Source organism: Maritimimonas sp. 2205BS37-2 (genome assembly GCF_056591755.1).
In genome coordinates, this window is record NZ_JBWQOI010000003.1 from 351448 (window position 1) to 369492 (window position 18045).

Annotated in this window: 8 protein-coding genes; 2 read left to right on the plus strand and 6 right to left on the minus strand. The window is 34.5% G+C overall.

Annotation, left to right across the window (positions count from 1 at the left end):
* The first annotated feature begins 48 nt into the window (after positions 1-48).
* Positions 49-555, plus strand: a complete 507-nt coding sequence (locus tag AC1EUU_RS14630) for a DUF456 domain-containing protein (protein WP_480202190.1) — start codon at positions 49-51, stop codon at positions 553-555.
* Positions 556-833: 278 nt separating this feature from the next.
* Complete coding sequence (locus AC1EUU_RS14635; protein ID WP_480202191.1) at positions 834-4247, plus strand: response regulator; 3414 nt, start codon at positions 834-836, stop codon at positions 4245-4247.
* Positions 4248-4291: 44 nt separating this feature from the next.
* On the opposite strand, the gene AC1EUU_RS14640 is transcribed toward AC1EUU_RS14635, so the two are convergent.
* The 6 genes from AC1EUU_RS14640 to AC1EUU_RS14665 all read right to left on the minus strand — a co-directional run bounded on the left by AC1EUU_RS14640 (position 4292) and on the right by AC1EUU_RS14665 (position 18043).
* Positions 4292-7594: a VPS10 domain-containing protein gene (locus AC1EUU_RS14640; protein WP_480202192.1), complete on the minus strand. Its 3303-nt coding sequence runs from the start codon at positions 7592-7594 to the stop codon at positions 4292-4294.
* 13 nt (positions 7595-7607) lie between these two features.
* Positions 7608-10862, minus strand: a complete 3255-nt coding sequence (locus AC1EUU_RS14645) for a WD40/YVTN/BNR-like repeat-containing protein (RefSeq protein WP_480202193.1) — start codon at positions 10860-10862, stop codon at positions 7608-7610.
* Positions 10863-10968: 106 nt separating this feature from the next.
* Positions 10969-14256 (minus strand): 4Fe-4S binding protein, encoded by a 3288-nt coding sequence (locus AC1EUU_RS14650; RefSeq protein ID WP_480202194.1) that lies wholly within the window; start codon positions 14254-14256, stop codon positions 10969-10971.
* A gap of 96 nt (positions 14257-14352) precedes the next feature.
* Positions 14353-14904 carry an OsmC family protein gene (locus AC1EUU_RS14655; protein WP_480202195.1) on the minus strand — a complete coding sequence of 184 codons (552 nt, stop codon included), beginning with the start codon at positions 14902-14904 and terminating at the stop codon, positions 14353-14355.
* A gap of 175 nt (positions 14905-15079) precedes the next feature.
* Positions 15080-16924 (minus strand): sigma 54-interacting transcriptional regulator, encoded by a 1845-nt coding sequence (locus AC1EUU_RS14660; protein ID WP_480202196.1) that lies wholly within the window; start codon positions 16922-16924, stop codon positions 15080-15082.
* A 57-nt stretch (positions 16925-16981) separates the two neighbouring features.
* The gene (locus AC1EUU_RS14665) at positions 16982-18043 is read right to left on the minus strand and encodes an esterase-like activity of phytase family protein (RefSeq protein ID WP_480202197.1); all 1062 of its coding nucleotides are present in this window, start codon (positions 18041-18043) and stop codon (positions 16982-16984) included.
* Positions 18044-18045 lie beyond the last annotated feature (2 nt).

Sequence of the window (18045 nt, forward strand, 5' to 3'; positions counted from 1 at the left end):
CAATGTATAGTTTTAACCCACTAATAAAAAAACATCAATCAAAAAACTATGGATATTCTATTATTAATTCTAGGACTTTTTTTTCTATGTCTTGGCTTAATAGGCTCTTTTCTGCCAGTTTTACCAGGGCCTTTATCTGGATGGGTAGGTTTATTATTTTTACATTTAACCAAAGCTGTACCATTAGATTGGGTCTTTTTAGGCATCACTTTAGGAATTGCAATTCTTATTTGGATACTCGATTATTTTATCCCTGCCATGGGCACCAAAAAATTTGGAGGCAGTAGATACGGTGTTTTTGGTACTACAATAGGTCTTATAATAGGGTTATTCTTCATCCCTGTACCCGGAGGGTTTATTATTGGAGCATTTTTGGGCGCTTTACTAGGAGAAATGCTACATGATAGTAAAGACACAAATAGAGCTATAAAGGCAGCTTTTGGTTCCTTTCTTGGTTTCTTAGCTTCTGCAACTTTAAAGTTTCTAGTTAGTGCAATCTTCTTTGGTTATTTTATCTGGATAGTTTCAAAAAATTGGAATACCATAATTACATAAAGAAAAAAGCTTCAGAAATCTGAAGCTTTCTCTTATCATGAAAAAAAGTATTATAAATATTATTCTTTTTTAGCAATTTTCCCTTTCGGCAAAAAATTATTTTTTTAGTTTAACGTCGCTCGTACTGTTCGTACATCTATAGAACAACAGCTACTCTTTTTTTCCTACCTTTTTTAATAAAAAAAATGTAATTATTTTCTATCTGCTTGATAATCAGATATTTAAATTTTAATTTTTATATGTTAAATTTATATCAAAGAACTCACCCCCTTCTATCAATGAAAAAAATAGCATTTGTACTACCTATATATTTTTTGCTTACCACTTTTTCATTTGGGCAAACTTCGAAACTTGATAGTTTAAAAAATGTACTTAAAGAATCATTGACCGACTCGGCAAGAGTAAAGGTTCTCAAGGATATCTCTTGGGAATACCTAAATAATAGAAATGATGGAGATATAGCAAAAGCATATATTGATAGTTTATATGTTTCTAGTGAAAAAGCAAATCTTGATTGGGGGATATCATTAGCCAACTATCAATATTGCGTTTATGAACGGCAAAAAGGAAACTACAATAAAGCTTTAGATCATATAGAAAAGTATTTAAATTTTCATCAAACAAAAAAAGATGAAAATGCTTTAGCAAATGGTTTATATCAAAAGGCAATTATTTTAGATGATAAAGGTAGTCAAGAAGAAGCTCTAAAAATCTATTATGATATTTTAAAAATTTATGAAGCCAAAGAAGATTTATTTAGCATCGGCACTACACTTAATGCCATGGGAGAAATCTTAAAAAAAACTCAAAAAATAGATGAAGCGCTGAATGCGTATAATAGAGCGTTAAGCATATTCGAAAAATTAGATGATAAAATTGAACTCGCCAACATTAATTATAATCTTGGAGACACCTATATGCAGCTCAAGGATTATGACCAGGCGCTTGATTTTTTTAATAAAGCCTTGACATTTGACACCGAATTAAAAAGTGACTGGGGTATGGCCTATGACTATACTTCACTTGGCAAAGTCGCCAATTTTAAAGGCAATCACAATCAAGCATTGACCTATCATTTAAAGGCACTTGAATTACGAAAAAAACTGAATCAACAACGTGAGTTAACTTTAAGCTATAATGAGATTGGAAAGACATATTTAAAGTTGAAAGATTACATTAAAGCCGAAGCTTTTTTAAATAAGTCGACCAAAATTTCAGAAAACATTGGGGTTAAATCAGAAATGAAAGATGCCTATGAAATTTTAAGTGCCCTCTATACAGAAACGGGAGATTTCAAAAAAGCACTAGCCTTTAATAATAAATTTATCGCTGTTAAAGATAGTTTACTTAACGAAGCTAAATCTAAACAAATTGAAGAGTTGCAAGCAAAGTTCGATCTCGAAAAAAAACAAGACGCTATTACTTCACTCGAAAAAGATGCCGAGATAAAAGACTTAAAATTAAAACGTCAAGCTACCCTTAGAAATATTATCATTGGAGTAACGCTCGCCGCCATTTTACTTTCGTTTTTCCTTTTTAAAAGGTATCAATACAGACAACAACTCAAACAAGATGAACTAGACAAAAAACAGTTAATTGCTAAAGCTAAAGCTGAAAAAGAACGTGTAATTGAACTACAGAAAATTGATAGACTCAAAGATGAATTTTTAGCAAACACATCACATGAACTAAGAACCCCACTTACCGGAATCATTGGTTTAACAGAATCGTTGAAAGATGGAATTGCAGGTAAGCTACCTAAAGCCGCAGTGGAAAATTTAGATATGATTTCTAGCAGTGGAAAGAGACTGTCTCATTTAGTAAACGATATATTAGACTTTTCAAAGCTCAAAAACAAAGACCTCGTACTCAACTTAAACCCTGTTGATATTTATGCGCTAACAAATATTGTTGTAAAACTTTCAAGGCCTTTACTTACATCAAAAAAGGTTGATTTAATAAATACTATTTCAAAAGATATTTCATTAGCCAGCGCAGACGAAAATAGACTGCAACAAATTCTTTACAACCTTATTGGAAATGCTATCAAATTTACTGAGGAAGGTTCTATTGAAATTTCAGCAGAAGAACTAGATGATCTCATAGAAATTACTATTTCAGATACAGGTATTGGTATCCCAAAAGAAAAGTATGATCACATTTTTAAACCTTTTGAACAAGGTGATGGTTCAATAGTTAGATATAAAGGTGGAACTGGTTTAGGATTAACAGTTACTAAACAATTAGTTGAATTACATGGAGGCTCTATTGATTTTAAGTCTGAGGTTGGAAAAGGAACCTCGTTTACTTTTTCACTTAAAAAAAGTACTTCTAAAAAAGTAGCATTAAAGAATATCAAACCTGATTCTTTTGAAAAACAACTACAAAAAATCCAGGAAACTTCACATATCGGAAACAACAACAAAACCTTAATATCTGCTCCCAAGGCAAATGCACTTAAAATTTTAATCGTTGATGATGAACAAATTAACAGGAGAGTATTACAAAATCATCTATCACTAGCCGGGTATATCGTTAAAGAAGCAATAGACGGCAAGGAGGCATTATCTTATTTTAAGCAAGGTGATAGATATGATCTCGTTCTATTAGATATAATGATGCCAGGAATGTCTGGTTATGAGGTATGTGAAACCATAAGAAAGAAACATAGTGCAAGTGAATTACCAGTTATACTATTAACTGCCAAAAATAGGGTTAACGATCTGGTAACCGGGTTTAATGCAGGAGCAAATGATTATCTCACCAAACCTTTCTCCAAAAATGAATTGTTAAGTAGAATTAAAACTCATATTAACCTTAAAAATATCCATAACGCTACAAGTAAATTCATACCTACAGAATTTTTAAAATCTATAGATAAAGATGCTATTACAGAAGTTTCGTTAGGTGATCATACCGAAAAGAAAATAACGGTTTTATTTACCGACATTAGAGGATATACCAACTTAGCCGAAAGTATGACCCCAGAGCAAAATTTTAAATTTGTTAACGCCTACGTAAGTCGGATGGGGCCGTTGATTCAACAAAACCGCGGTTTCGTAAATCAATATTTAGGTGATGGCATTATGGCGCTCTTTCCTCATCAGCCTTATCATGCCCTGCAGGCTGCAATCGATATGCAAAAAAAGCTAACAACTTATAACAAGAAACGCATTGCAGAAGGTTATGAACCTTTATCGGTTGGTATGGGGTTACATACCGGCCCTTTGATTATGGGAATAATAGGCGATATTAAAAGAAATGATACGGCTATTATTGCTGATACAGTTAACACAGCGTCCAGAATGGAAGGACTTACAAAGCATTATGGTGCAAATATTATTGTTAGTGGTAATAGCTTGAAGGGTATTGAAAATAAAGAACAATACAACCTACGCTATTTAGGTAAAGTACAAGCGAAAGGAAAAGATAAAATTGTTGATATTTATGAATGTTTTGATGGTGATGCCATCGAACAAATAAGGCTTAAAAAAGAATCACTAGAAGGTTTTGAAAAAGGACTAACGCATTTTTTTAAAAAAGAATTCTCTAAAACCCTTGAAATTTTTGAAGATATTTTAGTAGAAAACCCTCAAGATGGAGTCATTAACTACTTTACAAAAAAATCAAAACAATATTTAGATAAAACCCCATCAGATTGGGAGGGCGTAAATATGATGAATAAAAAATAGCAGAAGCTCGAGCTTCTGCTATTTTTTATTTTAACTATTTAATACTAATTTTCTTGGCCTCTTCCAGGAGTATACGGAGCCCCTGCTTTAATCAATGCATCCTCTAATTTCTTTAAATCAATATTAAAAATATCTTCAACTTTTTTCTTGATATTATCAACATCTTTTCTAGCGATTGCATAGTTATCTTTATGCGTTTTTGTTGGTGTTGATGTAGTATATTTTTGTTCAAAACTCATCACACCAATTCTAAATCCTGGTGATGGAGGTTGACCAATATCTAATCTTCTTTTAATTCCATCACCGGTAAGAGCAATACGTGCATCCCTCAATTTATTCTCAATATTCCCTACTGATATCGAATAAGAATCTAATGGAAGCTCAGCTCTCTTAATAGCAGATTTAATATACTTTAATCTATTTCGAGTTTCATTTAAAATATTTTGACATGCGGCAAAATCAGCTCTTAATTTGGCAACCTGTTTTTGAAATGCTACTTTTTCAACTCTATCTTCTGCCGGCATTGAAGTATTCTTCAGTGCCTTTACCTTAAAAGAAACAGGAGCTACTAATTGTTTAAAATCTCCTTCACTATAAAGACTCATCTCAACGGTATAATTACCAGGTTCAATTAAAGTCCCTTCATCTTTCGGAGAAAATGGATTGTAAAAAGCAGGTTTATTAAAGTTTATTGGATCAGGAAGGGTATATCTCAGATCCCAATGAAAACGTTGCAAACCTAGTTTGGGTTTTTGAAACTGTTTTTTAACCACTTTACCGGTAGCATCCTTTATGGTAAAAACCAATTGTGTCGCTTGTTCTTCTGCTTCCTTTTTTAAAGCTTCGTAATTCGGATACGGTGTATCATTACCATTTTTAATTAATGCATTTTCTCTTTTTGATCGCTGATCTTTTAATGAAGTATAATTATTGTTGTAATAATATGTTATCATCACCTCTGGACCCAAGTTATCAGCACTATAGAAATTATCTCCTTGAAATGATTTTCCAGGAAGCCCTAATGGTCTACTTTTTTCCCAAAGCAATGCATCTCTAATTGGATAAACGAATGCGGTTTCTGTTGGGTACGTGTTTTTAACCGATCGCAATGAAGAATAATCATCAAGTACATAAAAACCTCTACCAAATGTACCAAGCACTAGATCGTTCTCGCGTTCTTGAATGGCAATATCTCTTACCGCAATCGTTGGTAATCCATTTTTCAATTGCTTCCAACGTTGTCCTCCATTGGGCGAAAAGAATGCGCCGAACTCTGTTCCACAAAAAATTAAGTTTGGATCAACATGATCTTCTTCAATAGCATAAACACTACCACGTTCTGGCAGGTTATTACTAATTTTCGCCCAAGTTCTTCCCTTGTCATTTGATCTAAAGATATACGGTTTAAAATCGCCATATTTATGATGATTGTATGCAGCATAGATTATATTTTCATCATGTTTCGAAAGATAAATACTATTCACATAAGATTGTTTAGGCGCACCTGGTATTGCAGCAATTTTCCTCCAAGTAACACCACTATCTTCTGTAATTTGTATTAAGCCGTCATCAGTACCAACTGCTAATAAATTTTCATTAATAGGAGATTCAGATAATGCAACTATGCTTCCATAAAGAGATGTTGATCCGTTTTTCATAACGGCATCTACGCTCACAATTCTATCATAAACTTTTAGTTTATTCCTATCGATTTGTTGCGTTAGATCACCACTAATAACATCCCAACTATTTCCATAGTCATTTGTTCTAAATAGCTTATTAGCCGCGAAATATAATCGCCCTGGAGCATGTCTACTAACCACCAATGGAGAGTCCCAATTAAATCGATATGCATTTTCTCCTTCTTTCTCTCTAGGTTGAATTCCAACTATTTCACCACTTAACTTATCATATCTAACTAAGAAACCATATTGCGATTGGGCATAAACGATATTTGGATTATTAGGATCGACCTGCGACTCAAAACCATCACCCCCATTGGTAATAAACCAATCATTATTTGTGATTCCATGATCGGTTAATACTCTTGATGGGCCACCAATACTAAAATTATCTTGTGTGCCTCCATAAATATTATAAAACGGAGCATCATTATCAACGGCCACTTTATAAAATTGGGTCACCGGAAGGTTTTCTTTAAAATCCCAATTCTTAGCCGCATCAAAAGTTTCGTAGATACCTCCGTCACATCCTACCAACCAATGTTTATTATTTTTTGGATTAATCCACATGCTATGGTTATCAACATGTTTATAGGTTTCTCCAACTTTTTTAAAGGTTTTACCGCCATCTTTACTTGCAGACATCCAAGTATCCATAGAATAAATTGTGTTTTCATCTATAGGATCGGCTATAATTTCTTGATAGTAATTTCCGCTGGTTTTATGCGTTCCTCGTTTTTGCCAAGAAGCACCTCTATTTGTAGATGCGAAAAATCCTCCTTTACCATTTGCTGCTTCAACAATGGCATAGATAATTTCCGGATTTGCCGGTGAAATTGCCAAACCTATTCTACCTAATTCCGTTTTTGGCAATCCTTTATTTATTTTAATCCATGTTTCACCTCCATCAGTACTTTTATGTAAACCAGATCCAGGCCCACCACCAACATAGGTAAAAACATGTCTTCTACGCTGATGTGCAGATGCATATAGTACATTTGGGTCGCGAGGATCCATTACAACATCATTCATGCCTGTATGCTCATCGACTGTTAAAACAGCTTTCCATGTATTACCACCATCTTCTGTCTTATACAATCCTCTATCTCCTCCTTTACTCCAAAGTGGACCAATAGCGGCAACATAAACAATATCAGAATTGTCTGGATGTACAATTATTTTTCCTATGTGTTCAGAAGTTTTTAATCCCATATTCTTCCAGCTCTTCCCTCCATCTTGAGATTTATAAACTCCATCTCCATATGCTACCGATCGTTGGTTATTATTCTCTCCGGTTCCAACCCAGATTACATTAGAATTATTAGGGTCTATTGTAACACAACCAATAGAATATGAACCTTGCTTGTCAAATAATGGAATATATGAAACTCCTGAATTTATAGTTTTCCAAACACCTCCTGAAGAGGTTGCTACATAATATTCAAAAGAATTATCAGGATTCACGGCGATATCAGATATTCTGCCTGAAGTGAATGCCGGTCCAACGCTCCGCCATTTTAGACCAGTTATTATTAGCGAGTCTAAAGGTTGTTTTTTTTCCTTCTTTTTCGATCGTTGTGCATCAGAATAATTAAAACTAATAAATAGTATGGCGATAATGACGTATAACAATCTTCTTTTCGTAAATAATTTTAGTAAACTCATGCTACTTATTATTTTAATCTTCTATAAGTCCCTGCCCCTCAATCCATGGTGCTCCAGCCGACTTCAATTTACGTTCCAATGAAGGAATTTGACTATTTACAATCCCTTTTAAACCACTCTTAATTTTAGCTAAACTATTGATAGCAGTATCTAAGGTTTCTTTATGTAAAGTTGTAGGGCCATAAGTTGATGTGGCTAAGGCTGCTTTTGCAAAGAAGCTTACACCATTTGGGCTTGGGTCATTTTTCTCTCCTATTTCATTTTTAGCTTTATTCCCATTTAATTGCTTATCTAATTTCGATAATGCCGCTCTCTGTTGATGGATTTCAGTTATCAAAGAACCAGATGGGCTTTTTGCTTTTTGTAATGCACGCTGCATAGCATTCACTGTTAACATAGCCTCTTTCAATACCAAATTTGTAGCTTTTAAATCTTGTTCGAATGTTTGAAATTTTTCTCTAAAAGCATTGATCTCATCATAAGAAGCTCCTTTTAATGCTCCTTCTCTTAATGGAACAACCTTAAATGATTTTGCTGGTGATAATTCTGTTAGCTGACCATCAACAAGCTTAGACAAAGTGACTGTATAATCACCAGGAGTGGCCATGATGTTAAAATTAAAATATTGCTCCACCGGTTTTGGTGGGCTTAACTTTTCACCACTTCTATCGGCCACATCAAGTTTCCAATTGACACGATTAAACCCTTTTTTGTTTGTGCCCTTTATAGTATTAACAACATTTCCGTTACTATCTTTTATCGTTAAAATAATCGTTGGTTTTTGTTGTCTATTTTCTTCATCTAAAGCGTCCCACCCAGGAAATGAAACTGCTTTATTTCCTTTAATCGCCGCCTTTTCACTTTCTTTTCTTTTATCTGCTAACGACTTTATTTTATCAGATAAATGATAGGTAAATATTGCTCCAAATGGGGGGTTAGGGGCCGTGTACTTATCATTTCCTTGAGCATATACCTCACGTTGTTCGACATACCAGTAGGCCGGTTTTACATCAAACAAGGCGCCTTCTGCATTCGCTACATTAGCATCGAAGTTTCTAATAGGGGTGATATCATCTAAAACAAAGAAACCTCTACCAAATGATGCCGCGACAAGGTCATTTTCTCTTCGTTGAATTGTAATATCTCTGATTGCAATTGGTGGAATTCCGCTCGTTAACTTAATCCATTTTGATCCTCCATTATTTGTAAAGTATACACCGAACTCCGTTGCAGCAAAAAGTAAATCTTTCTTTATATGATCTTGAACCAATCGCCAGGTTATTAAATTACTTGGCAGATTACCGTTAATAGACCTCCAAGTTCTCCCTTTGTCTGTACTCTTTATTAAATAGGGTTTAAAATCGCCATATTTATGATTATCTAAAGCTGCATAAACAGTATTCGCATCAAAAAGATCAGCTCTAATATCATTCACAAAAGCAGTAGTTGGAATCCCTTTAATAGAACCTACTTCTATTTTACGCCAATTCTGTCCGCCATTTTCTGTTACCTGAATAATACCATCATCGGTACCAGCATATAATAGTCCTTCCTGCTTTGGCGATTCTGCCAATGATGTTATTGAATTATAATTAGACATTGCTAATACATCCCATGCATTATCAAAACTTTGCTGTTTTCCCATAATTGGTAATGCCAATCTTGTTTGATTTCTAGTAAGGTCTGTTGAAATTGCTGTCCAAGAATCTCCTCTGTTATCCGATCTCCAAACACGTTGCGAGGCGAAGTATAATCGTTTTGGATCATGTTGACTAACCAAAATGGGTGCATCCCAGTTAAAACGCTCGTAAGGCTCTCCTTCTTTGGCTTGAGGTTGAATAAAAACAGTTTCTCTTGTTTTTTGATCTATTCGCCACAAAGCACCTTGTTGAAATTCTCCATAGGTAATATCAGGATTACCAGGTTCTGTAGCTGATTGATGGCCGTCTGCCGCCAGCGTAACCCACCAATCAGAATTTGCTATACCTTCACTTTTTGCAGTTCTAGATGGACCTCCATGCGAACCATTATCTTGTGTTCCGCCATAAATTTTATAAAAAGGAGCTGAATCATCTACTGCAACTTTATAATATTGAGTTATTGGAAGATTATGAATATATTTCCATGAATTCGTTAAATCAAAAGATTCATATAACCCACCATCAGTGCCAAATAAAACATAATTTGGGTCAGATTTTTTAAACGCCATTGCATGACTGTCTACATGCTTACGTTTTTCATTCATAGGGTAAAATTTTTCTCCATGATTATCTGAAATTTGTACTGTATTACTCATTAAGAATAATTTTCCTTCATGATGAGGTGAGGCATATAGTTCTTGATAGTAGTGAGGACCAGTACCTCCAGAAATAGCATTAGATTGCTTCGTCCAAGATGTACCACCATTGGTTGACATAAAAAGTCCTCCTTTTCTTCTATCTAATTCAATTGCTGCATAGAGTACTTCATTATTAAATGGAGAAATTGCCAATCCAGTTTTGCCAAGATTAGATTTAGGAATTCCAGTTGTTAGTTTTGTCCAGGTTTCACCGCCGTCAGTACTTTTATGCAATCCAGATCCAGGACCCCCACCCATGTAGGCAGCTACGTTTCTATGACGTTGCCAAGTAGCCGCATAAAGTACATCGGGATTTGTATAATCAATCACCATATCTGTAACTCCTGTCCATTCATTGTCTCCTAAAGTTTTCTTCCAGGTCTTCCCTCCGTCTACAGATTTATACAGGCCTCGTTCTCCTCCTTTACTCCATAGCGGACCTTGAACAGCTACCCAAATAATATTTGAATTTTCTGGGTGCACAATAATTTTAGAGATGTGTTCCGACTGTTTTAAACCCATATTTTTCCAGGTCTTTCCATCATCATAACTTACATAAATTCCATCTCCATAGCCTACATGACGGCCACCAACATTTTCGCCAGTTCCTACCCATAAGGTATGTGAGTTATTTGGATCTATAGTTATACAGCCAATAGAATAGCTTTTTTGCTTATCGAAAATAGGCTTCCAAGTTGTACCCGAGTTTACGGTTTTCCATACACCGCCTGAACCAACAGCTACATACCAGATATTTTCATTTTCAGGATGAATGGCGATATCTGCTATTCTACCTGACGTTAAAGCTGGGCCGAGACTTCTAAATTTTAAGCCCTTAAACGTATCTTCATTAAGTTGTTGTGATTGAAGGGTAAAAGTAATACTACACAAAAACATGCATAGCATTACCATTTTGAGTAATGTTTTCATTTGAATTAAAAGAGTTAGTGCTTCACGAAGGAAGTTTAGTTAATTGCTAAGCAATTTACGGAAATTTGGTGAGAGCAAATTGTTAAAATTTACGCTTGTTGCTATTCTAATGATTTCTATTTAAAATTGCCTTAATTTTCTGATCATGAATCACTTTCGATCTATTTATATTATCTAAAGAAGCCAACATTAAATATTTATTGAATCGTTTACTAACTTGTTGTTGCATATTTTTAATGACCGCCTTTAAAGACACTTCATCTTGCCGGAATATTTTTGAAAATCTATTTTCTAGTTTTAAATACTCAGCTATTTCAATCGAAGGAGTTTTAGAATCTAATTGAAGCGGGTTTAATCCTTTTTTAACTCTTCTTGGATCATTTCTATATAATAACCATTGACCTGAGTCTACTGCAGCTTTATGATATTTACTAGGATTCTTCATATCAATACCATGCGAAGCACTATGGCAGTAAGCAATAATAAGTGAAGGACCATCGTAGCTTTCAGCTTCATTAAAAGCTCTCAATGTTTGCTCTTGATCTGCTCCAATTGCAACAGATGCTACATATATATTTTCATAGCTCATTGCTAATAAGCCTAAGTCCTTTTTTTGCTTTTGCTTACCATTAAAGGCAAATTTTGCCTGTGCTCCATAAGGCGTAGCCTTAGACATTTGTCCGCCGGTATTATCATACACTTCATTATCCATTACTAGGATATTTACATTTTTCCCTGACGCTAACACATGATCTAGCCCACCATAACCGATATCATAAGCCCAACCATCGCCGCCAACGATCCATACAGATTTATCTAGTTGCTGTTGATAGTCTAAAGCCAATTTGAATCCCAAGCCAAACTCCGCATTATCCTCAAAAAGTGAATTAGCCCAGGCCGGACCTTTACCTTCTTTATTTTTAGACCAAGGTGTTGTAGGTAAAGCACCTCCAAAAATTGAACTAGCGCCTGTTGCATTTGCAACTAATAACCTACCTCCAATTAATTGCGATAATAATTTAAGGTATGGTGCTTCCCCACAACCTTCAACACCAATTGAATAGTTAAATAAAGGTTCTTGTAGCTGTTGCTGACTCACCTTTTCTGTATTTATTTTTTCTCTTTCTAATTCTGGAATTGTTTCAAAATGATTCCAGTTTTTTTTCTCTATTTCTGCATTATTTTTGCTTTCTACCATCTGTAATGCTCCTTTTACAGGGCAAGCATCTACACAATTATTACAGCCAGTACAGTGGTCTGGATTTACCTGTAATGAAAAGTTCAATAGATCAAAATCTGCTTCTACCGATTTAGTAGATTTAAAGTTTTCTGGAGCTGTTTCTACATAAGAATCTCCATACACTTTCATTCTGATGGCACTTTGTGGACAAGCCATTGAACATGCCCCACATTGTGTACAAGCATCAGGGTTCCAAACTGGCAATTCACTAGTTATTACATTATGATTATATTTTGAAGTGTTGGTAGGATAGGTTCCGTCTACTGGAAGCTCGCTAACCAATACGTCATTTCCATTATTTCTTAGCAATTTCCCCAATAAAGTATTTGAAATCTCATTGTTGTTTTCAACTAAATCTTTTTTAGCAATAGCTGTATCTACCTTATAAATACTATCTATTAAATCTGCTATTTCATCAGTATAAGCAATGTCTTTTCTAAGGCTTAAAAAAGCTGCATATAGGCTGTTCAGTTTATAACCATTAACTATATATTCTTCTTTTAACCATTTATTATCTATTACAAATACTTGAATATTTTTTGCCCTGATTTCATCCTGTTTTTTAGCCGAGAGTGTCTGCCAGAATGCTTTAGAAGTCAGTTGAGAATTAACCAGAAGTGTTCCGTTAGGTTTAAGTGTTTGTATTGCATTATCGTTAGTGATAAAGTGAGTTTGCTGGCAAGACACAAAATCGGCTTGTTCTATTTTATATGGTGCTTTGATTGATTTAGTATCAATTCTTAAATGCGCAACATTTCTTGAATTTGATTTTTTATAATCACATTCTATATAACCTTGCACATAGCTTTCACTACCCGCAATCTGTAGGATATTTCTTGAATTTTCTAAGTTGCTTTTTGATTTATCTTGATAAAAAACAGCTTGATACGTATTATTTAAAAGTTGTATTTCTTTTCTGATTTCTAAACTTAGATGTGTTACATCATCAGTGATACCAACGGTAAAATTATTCTTTGGCTGCTCTTCTTTAAGGTTTGTGTAAATGGCACCCACCATAGCTGGTGAAAACTCTTTTGATGATAATCCATAACGCCCACCAACAACTCTTGGCAGGTTTTCTATTTCTTTATTTTGAAAAGCTTCTGTTAGTGACTGAACTATATCTAAGAATAATGGTTCTCCCGAAGACCCAGGTTCTTTTGTTCTGTCTAGAACAGCTATTGACCTAACTGATTTTGGTAGAGCTTCCAATAGATGCTTTTTACTGAATGGCCTAAATAACCTAACTTTTATTAGTCCATATTTACACCTTTGTTGATTTAGTTGATTAATGGTTTCTTCTATAGTTTCTGTTGAAGAAGCCATAGAAATAATGATGTGTTCGGCTTGAGGATGGCCTACATAATCAAATAAGTTATATTCTCTTCCTGTTAAGGTTTTGAATTGATCCATAGCGTTTTGAACTATAGATGGACAAGCATTATAAAATATATTTTGCGCTTCTCTACTTTGAAAGAATACATCTGCTCCTTGCGACGTTCCTCTTAAAACAGGATTATCAGGACTCAAGGCTCTTTCCCTATGTTGTTGAATAAAATCTGAGTCAACCATTTCTTTAATAATCGCATCAGAAACTTGCTCTATTGTATTTGTTTCATGAGACGTTCTAAATCCGTCCATAAAGTGAACAAACGGGATTCTAGATTTTAATGTAGCCGCTTGAGCTATTAAAGCAAAATCTTGTGCTTCTTGTACAGATGCACTTCCTAAAAAGGCATAACCAGTTTGGCGTGCAGCCATAATATCGCTATGATCTCCATATACAGATAGCGCATGAGTTGCAATTGATCGTGTTGCTACATTGATAACATTTGGCATCAATTGTCCTGCAATCTTATACATGTTAGGCATCATCAAAAGTAATCCTTGTGAAGCAGTAAATGTACTTGATAAAGCACCTGTTTGTAAGGCTCCATGCATTGTTCCGGCAACACCGGCTTCACTTTGCATTTCGAAAGTAGTAGGCACCTTACCAAAAATATTTTGTTGGCCTTTTGCGCTCCACTCTTCCGCTAAGGCAGACATTTCTGAAGTAGGCGTACATGGGTAGATAGGAAAAACCTCATTGGTTTTATATGCAATCTCTGCAACTGCTTGGTAACCTGTAGTGATATGTTTGTTGTTAGTTTTCATTGGTGGTGTTGAATGGATTCTGATTACAATCAGGATAAAGAAGAAAAAAGACCACTTGAAAAAGGGAGAACAAGCGGTCGATTTTCTTGGTTTGGCTTATTTTTCAATTTCTATTGAAATAGGCGTTGGATTTGAAATCATATCAAATACAGGAGAGAACATTGCTAAATTTCTTAATTGCTCTTCTGTAGCATCAGATTTTACTTTCAACTTAAATTTGATACCATCAAAACCTTTACGTACTTCAGGATCTAATCCTAAGAAACCATGTAAGTCACAAGATCCTACTAAGCTAGATTCTGCACCTTCAATGTCAATTCCGTTAGCAGCGGCATGGTAAACCATAGCGCCAGTTAAACAAGAACCTAAGGCATGTAATACAACTTCTGCAGGTGTAGCGGCTTTATCTTCTCCTAATAATACATTTGGATGATCACACTCCATAGTGAAAGTTTCTTGACGTGTAGTATCCTCTTGACCTGCACCATAAAAACTCTTTGCGCTTGTTACACAATGGCCACCAGTGATCCAGTTGTTTTTAGCTCTAAACTCGAATTTTGCTAAAGAAGGTTCGGCTTGAATGTGTTGAATAGTTTCTACTAATTGATCTACGTTTACTCCGTTTTTAATGTTTTCTGTAGTTGTCATTTTTTTAAATTTTATGATTAAACAATTTTTATTTGCCTTGTTTAGTGCCATTGCCGTGCCAAATTATTTAAAAATCTGATTTACAGCTAATTATGTGTTAAATGAAAAAATGAAAAACTATTGAAAATTCGTATATTAACGATTTATCGTTATTTATTTACGAAATTTCGGAGAACTAAACAGGTCTTTCTATACCTAAGACTTTTAGTTTTGAAGCTAATGTAGTAGGGCGCATATCGAGTAACTCAGCTGCACCACCCTTGCCGGAGATTTTCCAACGTGTTTGTCTTAATGCGCGAAGAATATTTTCTTTTTCAAAAACGACTAATTCTTTTGAAGTCATTATTTTTTGAGGTGCCTCAGAGATAACGCTACCTTTTTGTTCGCCAGAATTTGCAGGAATAATTGAATGCCAATCTATTTTTCCTTTTTGAGAAACAATAACAGCACGTTCAACTAAGTTTTGTAGCTCACGAACATTGCCTGGCCATTGATAGTTGGCAAACAAACTTCTATCTATATCTGTTAGTTTGATTTTTGGTTTATTGAGCTTTAGAGCAAATTGGCGAATCATTTCTTGCGCTATTAAACACACATCCTCTCCTCTAGTTCTCAAAGGTGGAACTGTTATCGGAAATACATTCAATCTATAATATAAGTCCTCTCTAAATTTATTTTCTTGCGAATGCTTTAGTAGATCACGATGTGTAGCCGCAATTATTCTAACGTTCACTTTAATCGTTTCTGAGCTCCCAACCGGATCAAATTCCCCTTCTTGAATTACACGTAACAATTTTGGTTGAAGGTCTAGAGGCAGCTCCCCTATCTCATCTAAAAAAATAGTTCCTTTATCGGCTAATAAAAAACGCCCCTTTCTATCAACTGTTGCCCCTGTAAATGCGCCTTTTTTATGCCCAAACAACTCGCTCTCTATAAGATTACCCGGAATAGCACCACAATTTATACGCACTAAAGGTTTATCATTTCTATTGCTTGACCTATGTATAGCTCTAGCTACCAATTCTTTTCCGGTTCCTGTTTCTCCGGCAATTAAAACTGTTGCATCGGTTTTAGCTACTTGCTCAATCAAATTGAGAACATTCTTCATGCCCAAATCTTCAGCAATAATGCCATAGCTACTCGTTAGCTCTTTAATCTCCTCTTCTAAATATTCTGTTTGTTTAGTTAGAAGGTTTATAGTATCCTCCGCAACTAAACGATCTTGAATATTTCTCAAAATTAAAGTGTAAAAAATAACATCACTTGAACCATACTTACTAATGGTGCCTTCGTTTAAAGTTTCGACTCCGTCAGAGCCTATCACTTTTATAATCGTAGGTAAGTAATTATTTAACTCATTTTCTTTGCCTTCTTTAACTATTGATTCAATAGTATTAGCACTTTGCTCATCAAAGAAAAAAAGTACATTTCGCTGTAGTACGTCATTATTTTCTAGTAGTTTATTCGCAGAAGGGTTCGTTAAAACGATTCTAAAACTATGATCAAACATGATTATGGCATCCATTGCCCCATTGATAAGTCCGGTCATCTTAGAACTTGCCAACTCAAGTTCTTTCTTTGAAGAGGCCAATTTTTCTTGAATAACATCTAATTCTCTATGTCTTTTGATCATTACAGCCAAAATCCCATGAGAAAAGCCACTATCGCGTGCCATAAGATTTAAGAAGTGGTCGCGCTCTATTTTTAAAACAATCGTTCTCTCTTTTGTAGTTACTGAAGCTGATCTTGCCTGATCATCAATTAATGCATATTCACCAAAGCAATCATACTTTTTTAAATTACCATATAAATGCTCATCATCATGCACTTTAACGCTGCCTTCATAAATTGCATACAATGCGTCTCCTATGTCACCTTTATCAAAGACAGTTTGATCTTTAACAAAAGTTTTTTGCTGAACATCTTTAGCTAAGTAACGAAGTGAGTCTTGACTTACATCTGAAAAAAAAGAGACTTTAGATAAAAATTCTACAATATTTTCTGATTCTATTTGAGGCATAAGCTTGGTAAATCTTTGTTAAAGATACCATTTATTAGAAAAAGTCACGAAAAATCGTTAATCGATTACTAACTCCATTAAAATGAATTGATTAAGTTGCTCTTTTTCATTAAAATTGTTGTCGGAAACCAATAGAATCGACTGATTACCATTCGTTAGCTTAGGGCCGAAACAAATTCCTTCAATATTATCAATATTTTCATCTGTAAGTTGACTTCTAATAGAATCAAAATCAAAAATCAACGTTTTTTCTACTGGTGTGTACTCCATTTCTTTTAGGCTTCTTTCATTTAAAATATTCGTAGCACCACTAACATCTACATCGAAAATTTTAATATCATTGCTATTAACCCCATGGCCAGATGAAAAACCACGCTCAATAATTAAAAATTTATTATTGGCATACTCCAATAAATCAGTAGCTCCGTTTACGGCAAAATTGTCTAATGGCGGTTTAGCTATTTCATCTAATAAATAAGAATATTGCTTCTCCGCTTTGCCAGTTATCTGATTAAAATAGGTCATTCGAATAGGGTAATCAGCCTTTGTAATGGTTGGTTCATCACCATCAATTTCTAAAGGTAATTCTGCAATAACCCAATATCCATCTTCATTAAAACTACGAGATAAGCCTTCAAAAACACCATTATTTCTAGGTTTTCCATAACTGTCTGCTTTATAATTTTCTGGAAGTTCAAAACTACTCAAAACTTCGCCTCTTTGATTAACTGAAAAGAAAGCAGGATCTTTACCCTTTCTAATTAGCCCTTCAGAGGTAAGTAGTAATTTATCTCCCGCTAAAAGTATTGATTCGAGGTCGTAATATTTTGTTGTATCTTTTATGGTGACAACTTTCTTAAAGAAGATAGTATCGATCGCATTATTCTTAATTTCAATGTTTGCTTTATAAAACCTAGGGTTTCTAGAATCATCGCAAACCAAATAATAGCTTCTATTTTTATAATCTATTCCAGATAATCCGCCAACCAAAGTACTGTCAACAATCAAGCTATCTGGCAGAACAAATTCATCAAGAAATTTTAAAGAGACTTTTTCTTGCACTTGCTTTTTGCAGGAAATTAATAACAAAACCAAGAATAAAATTAATAATCTTTTCATGA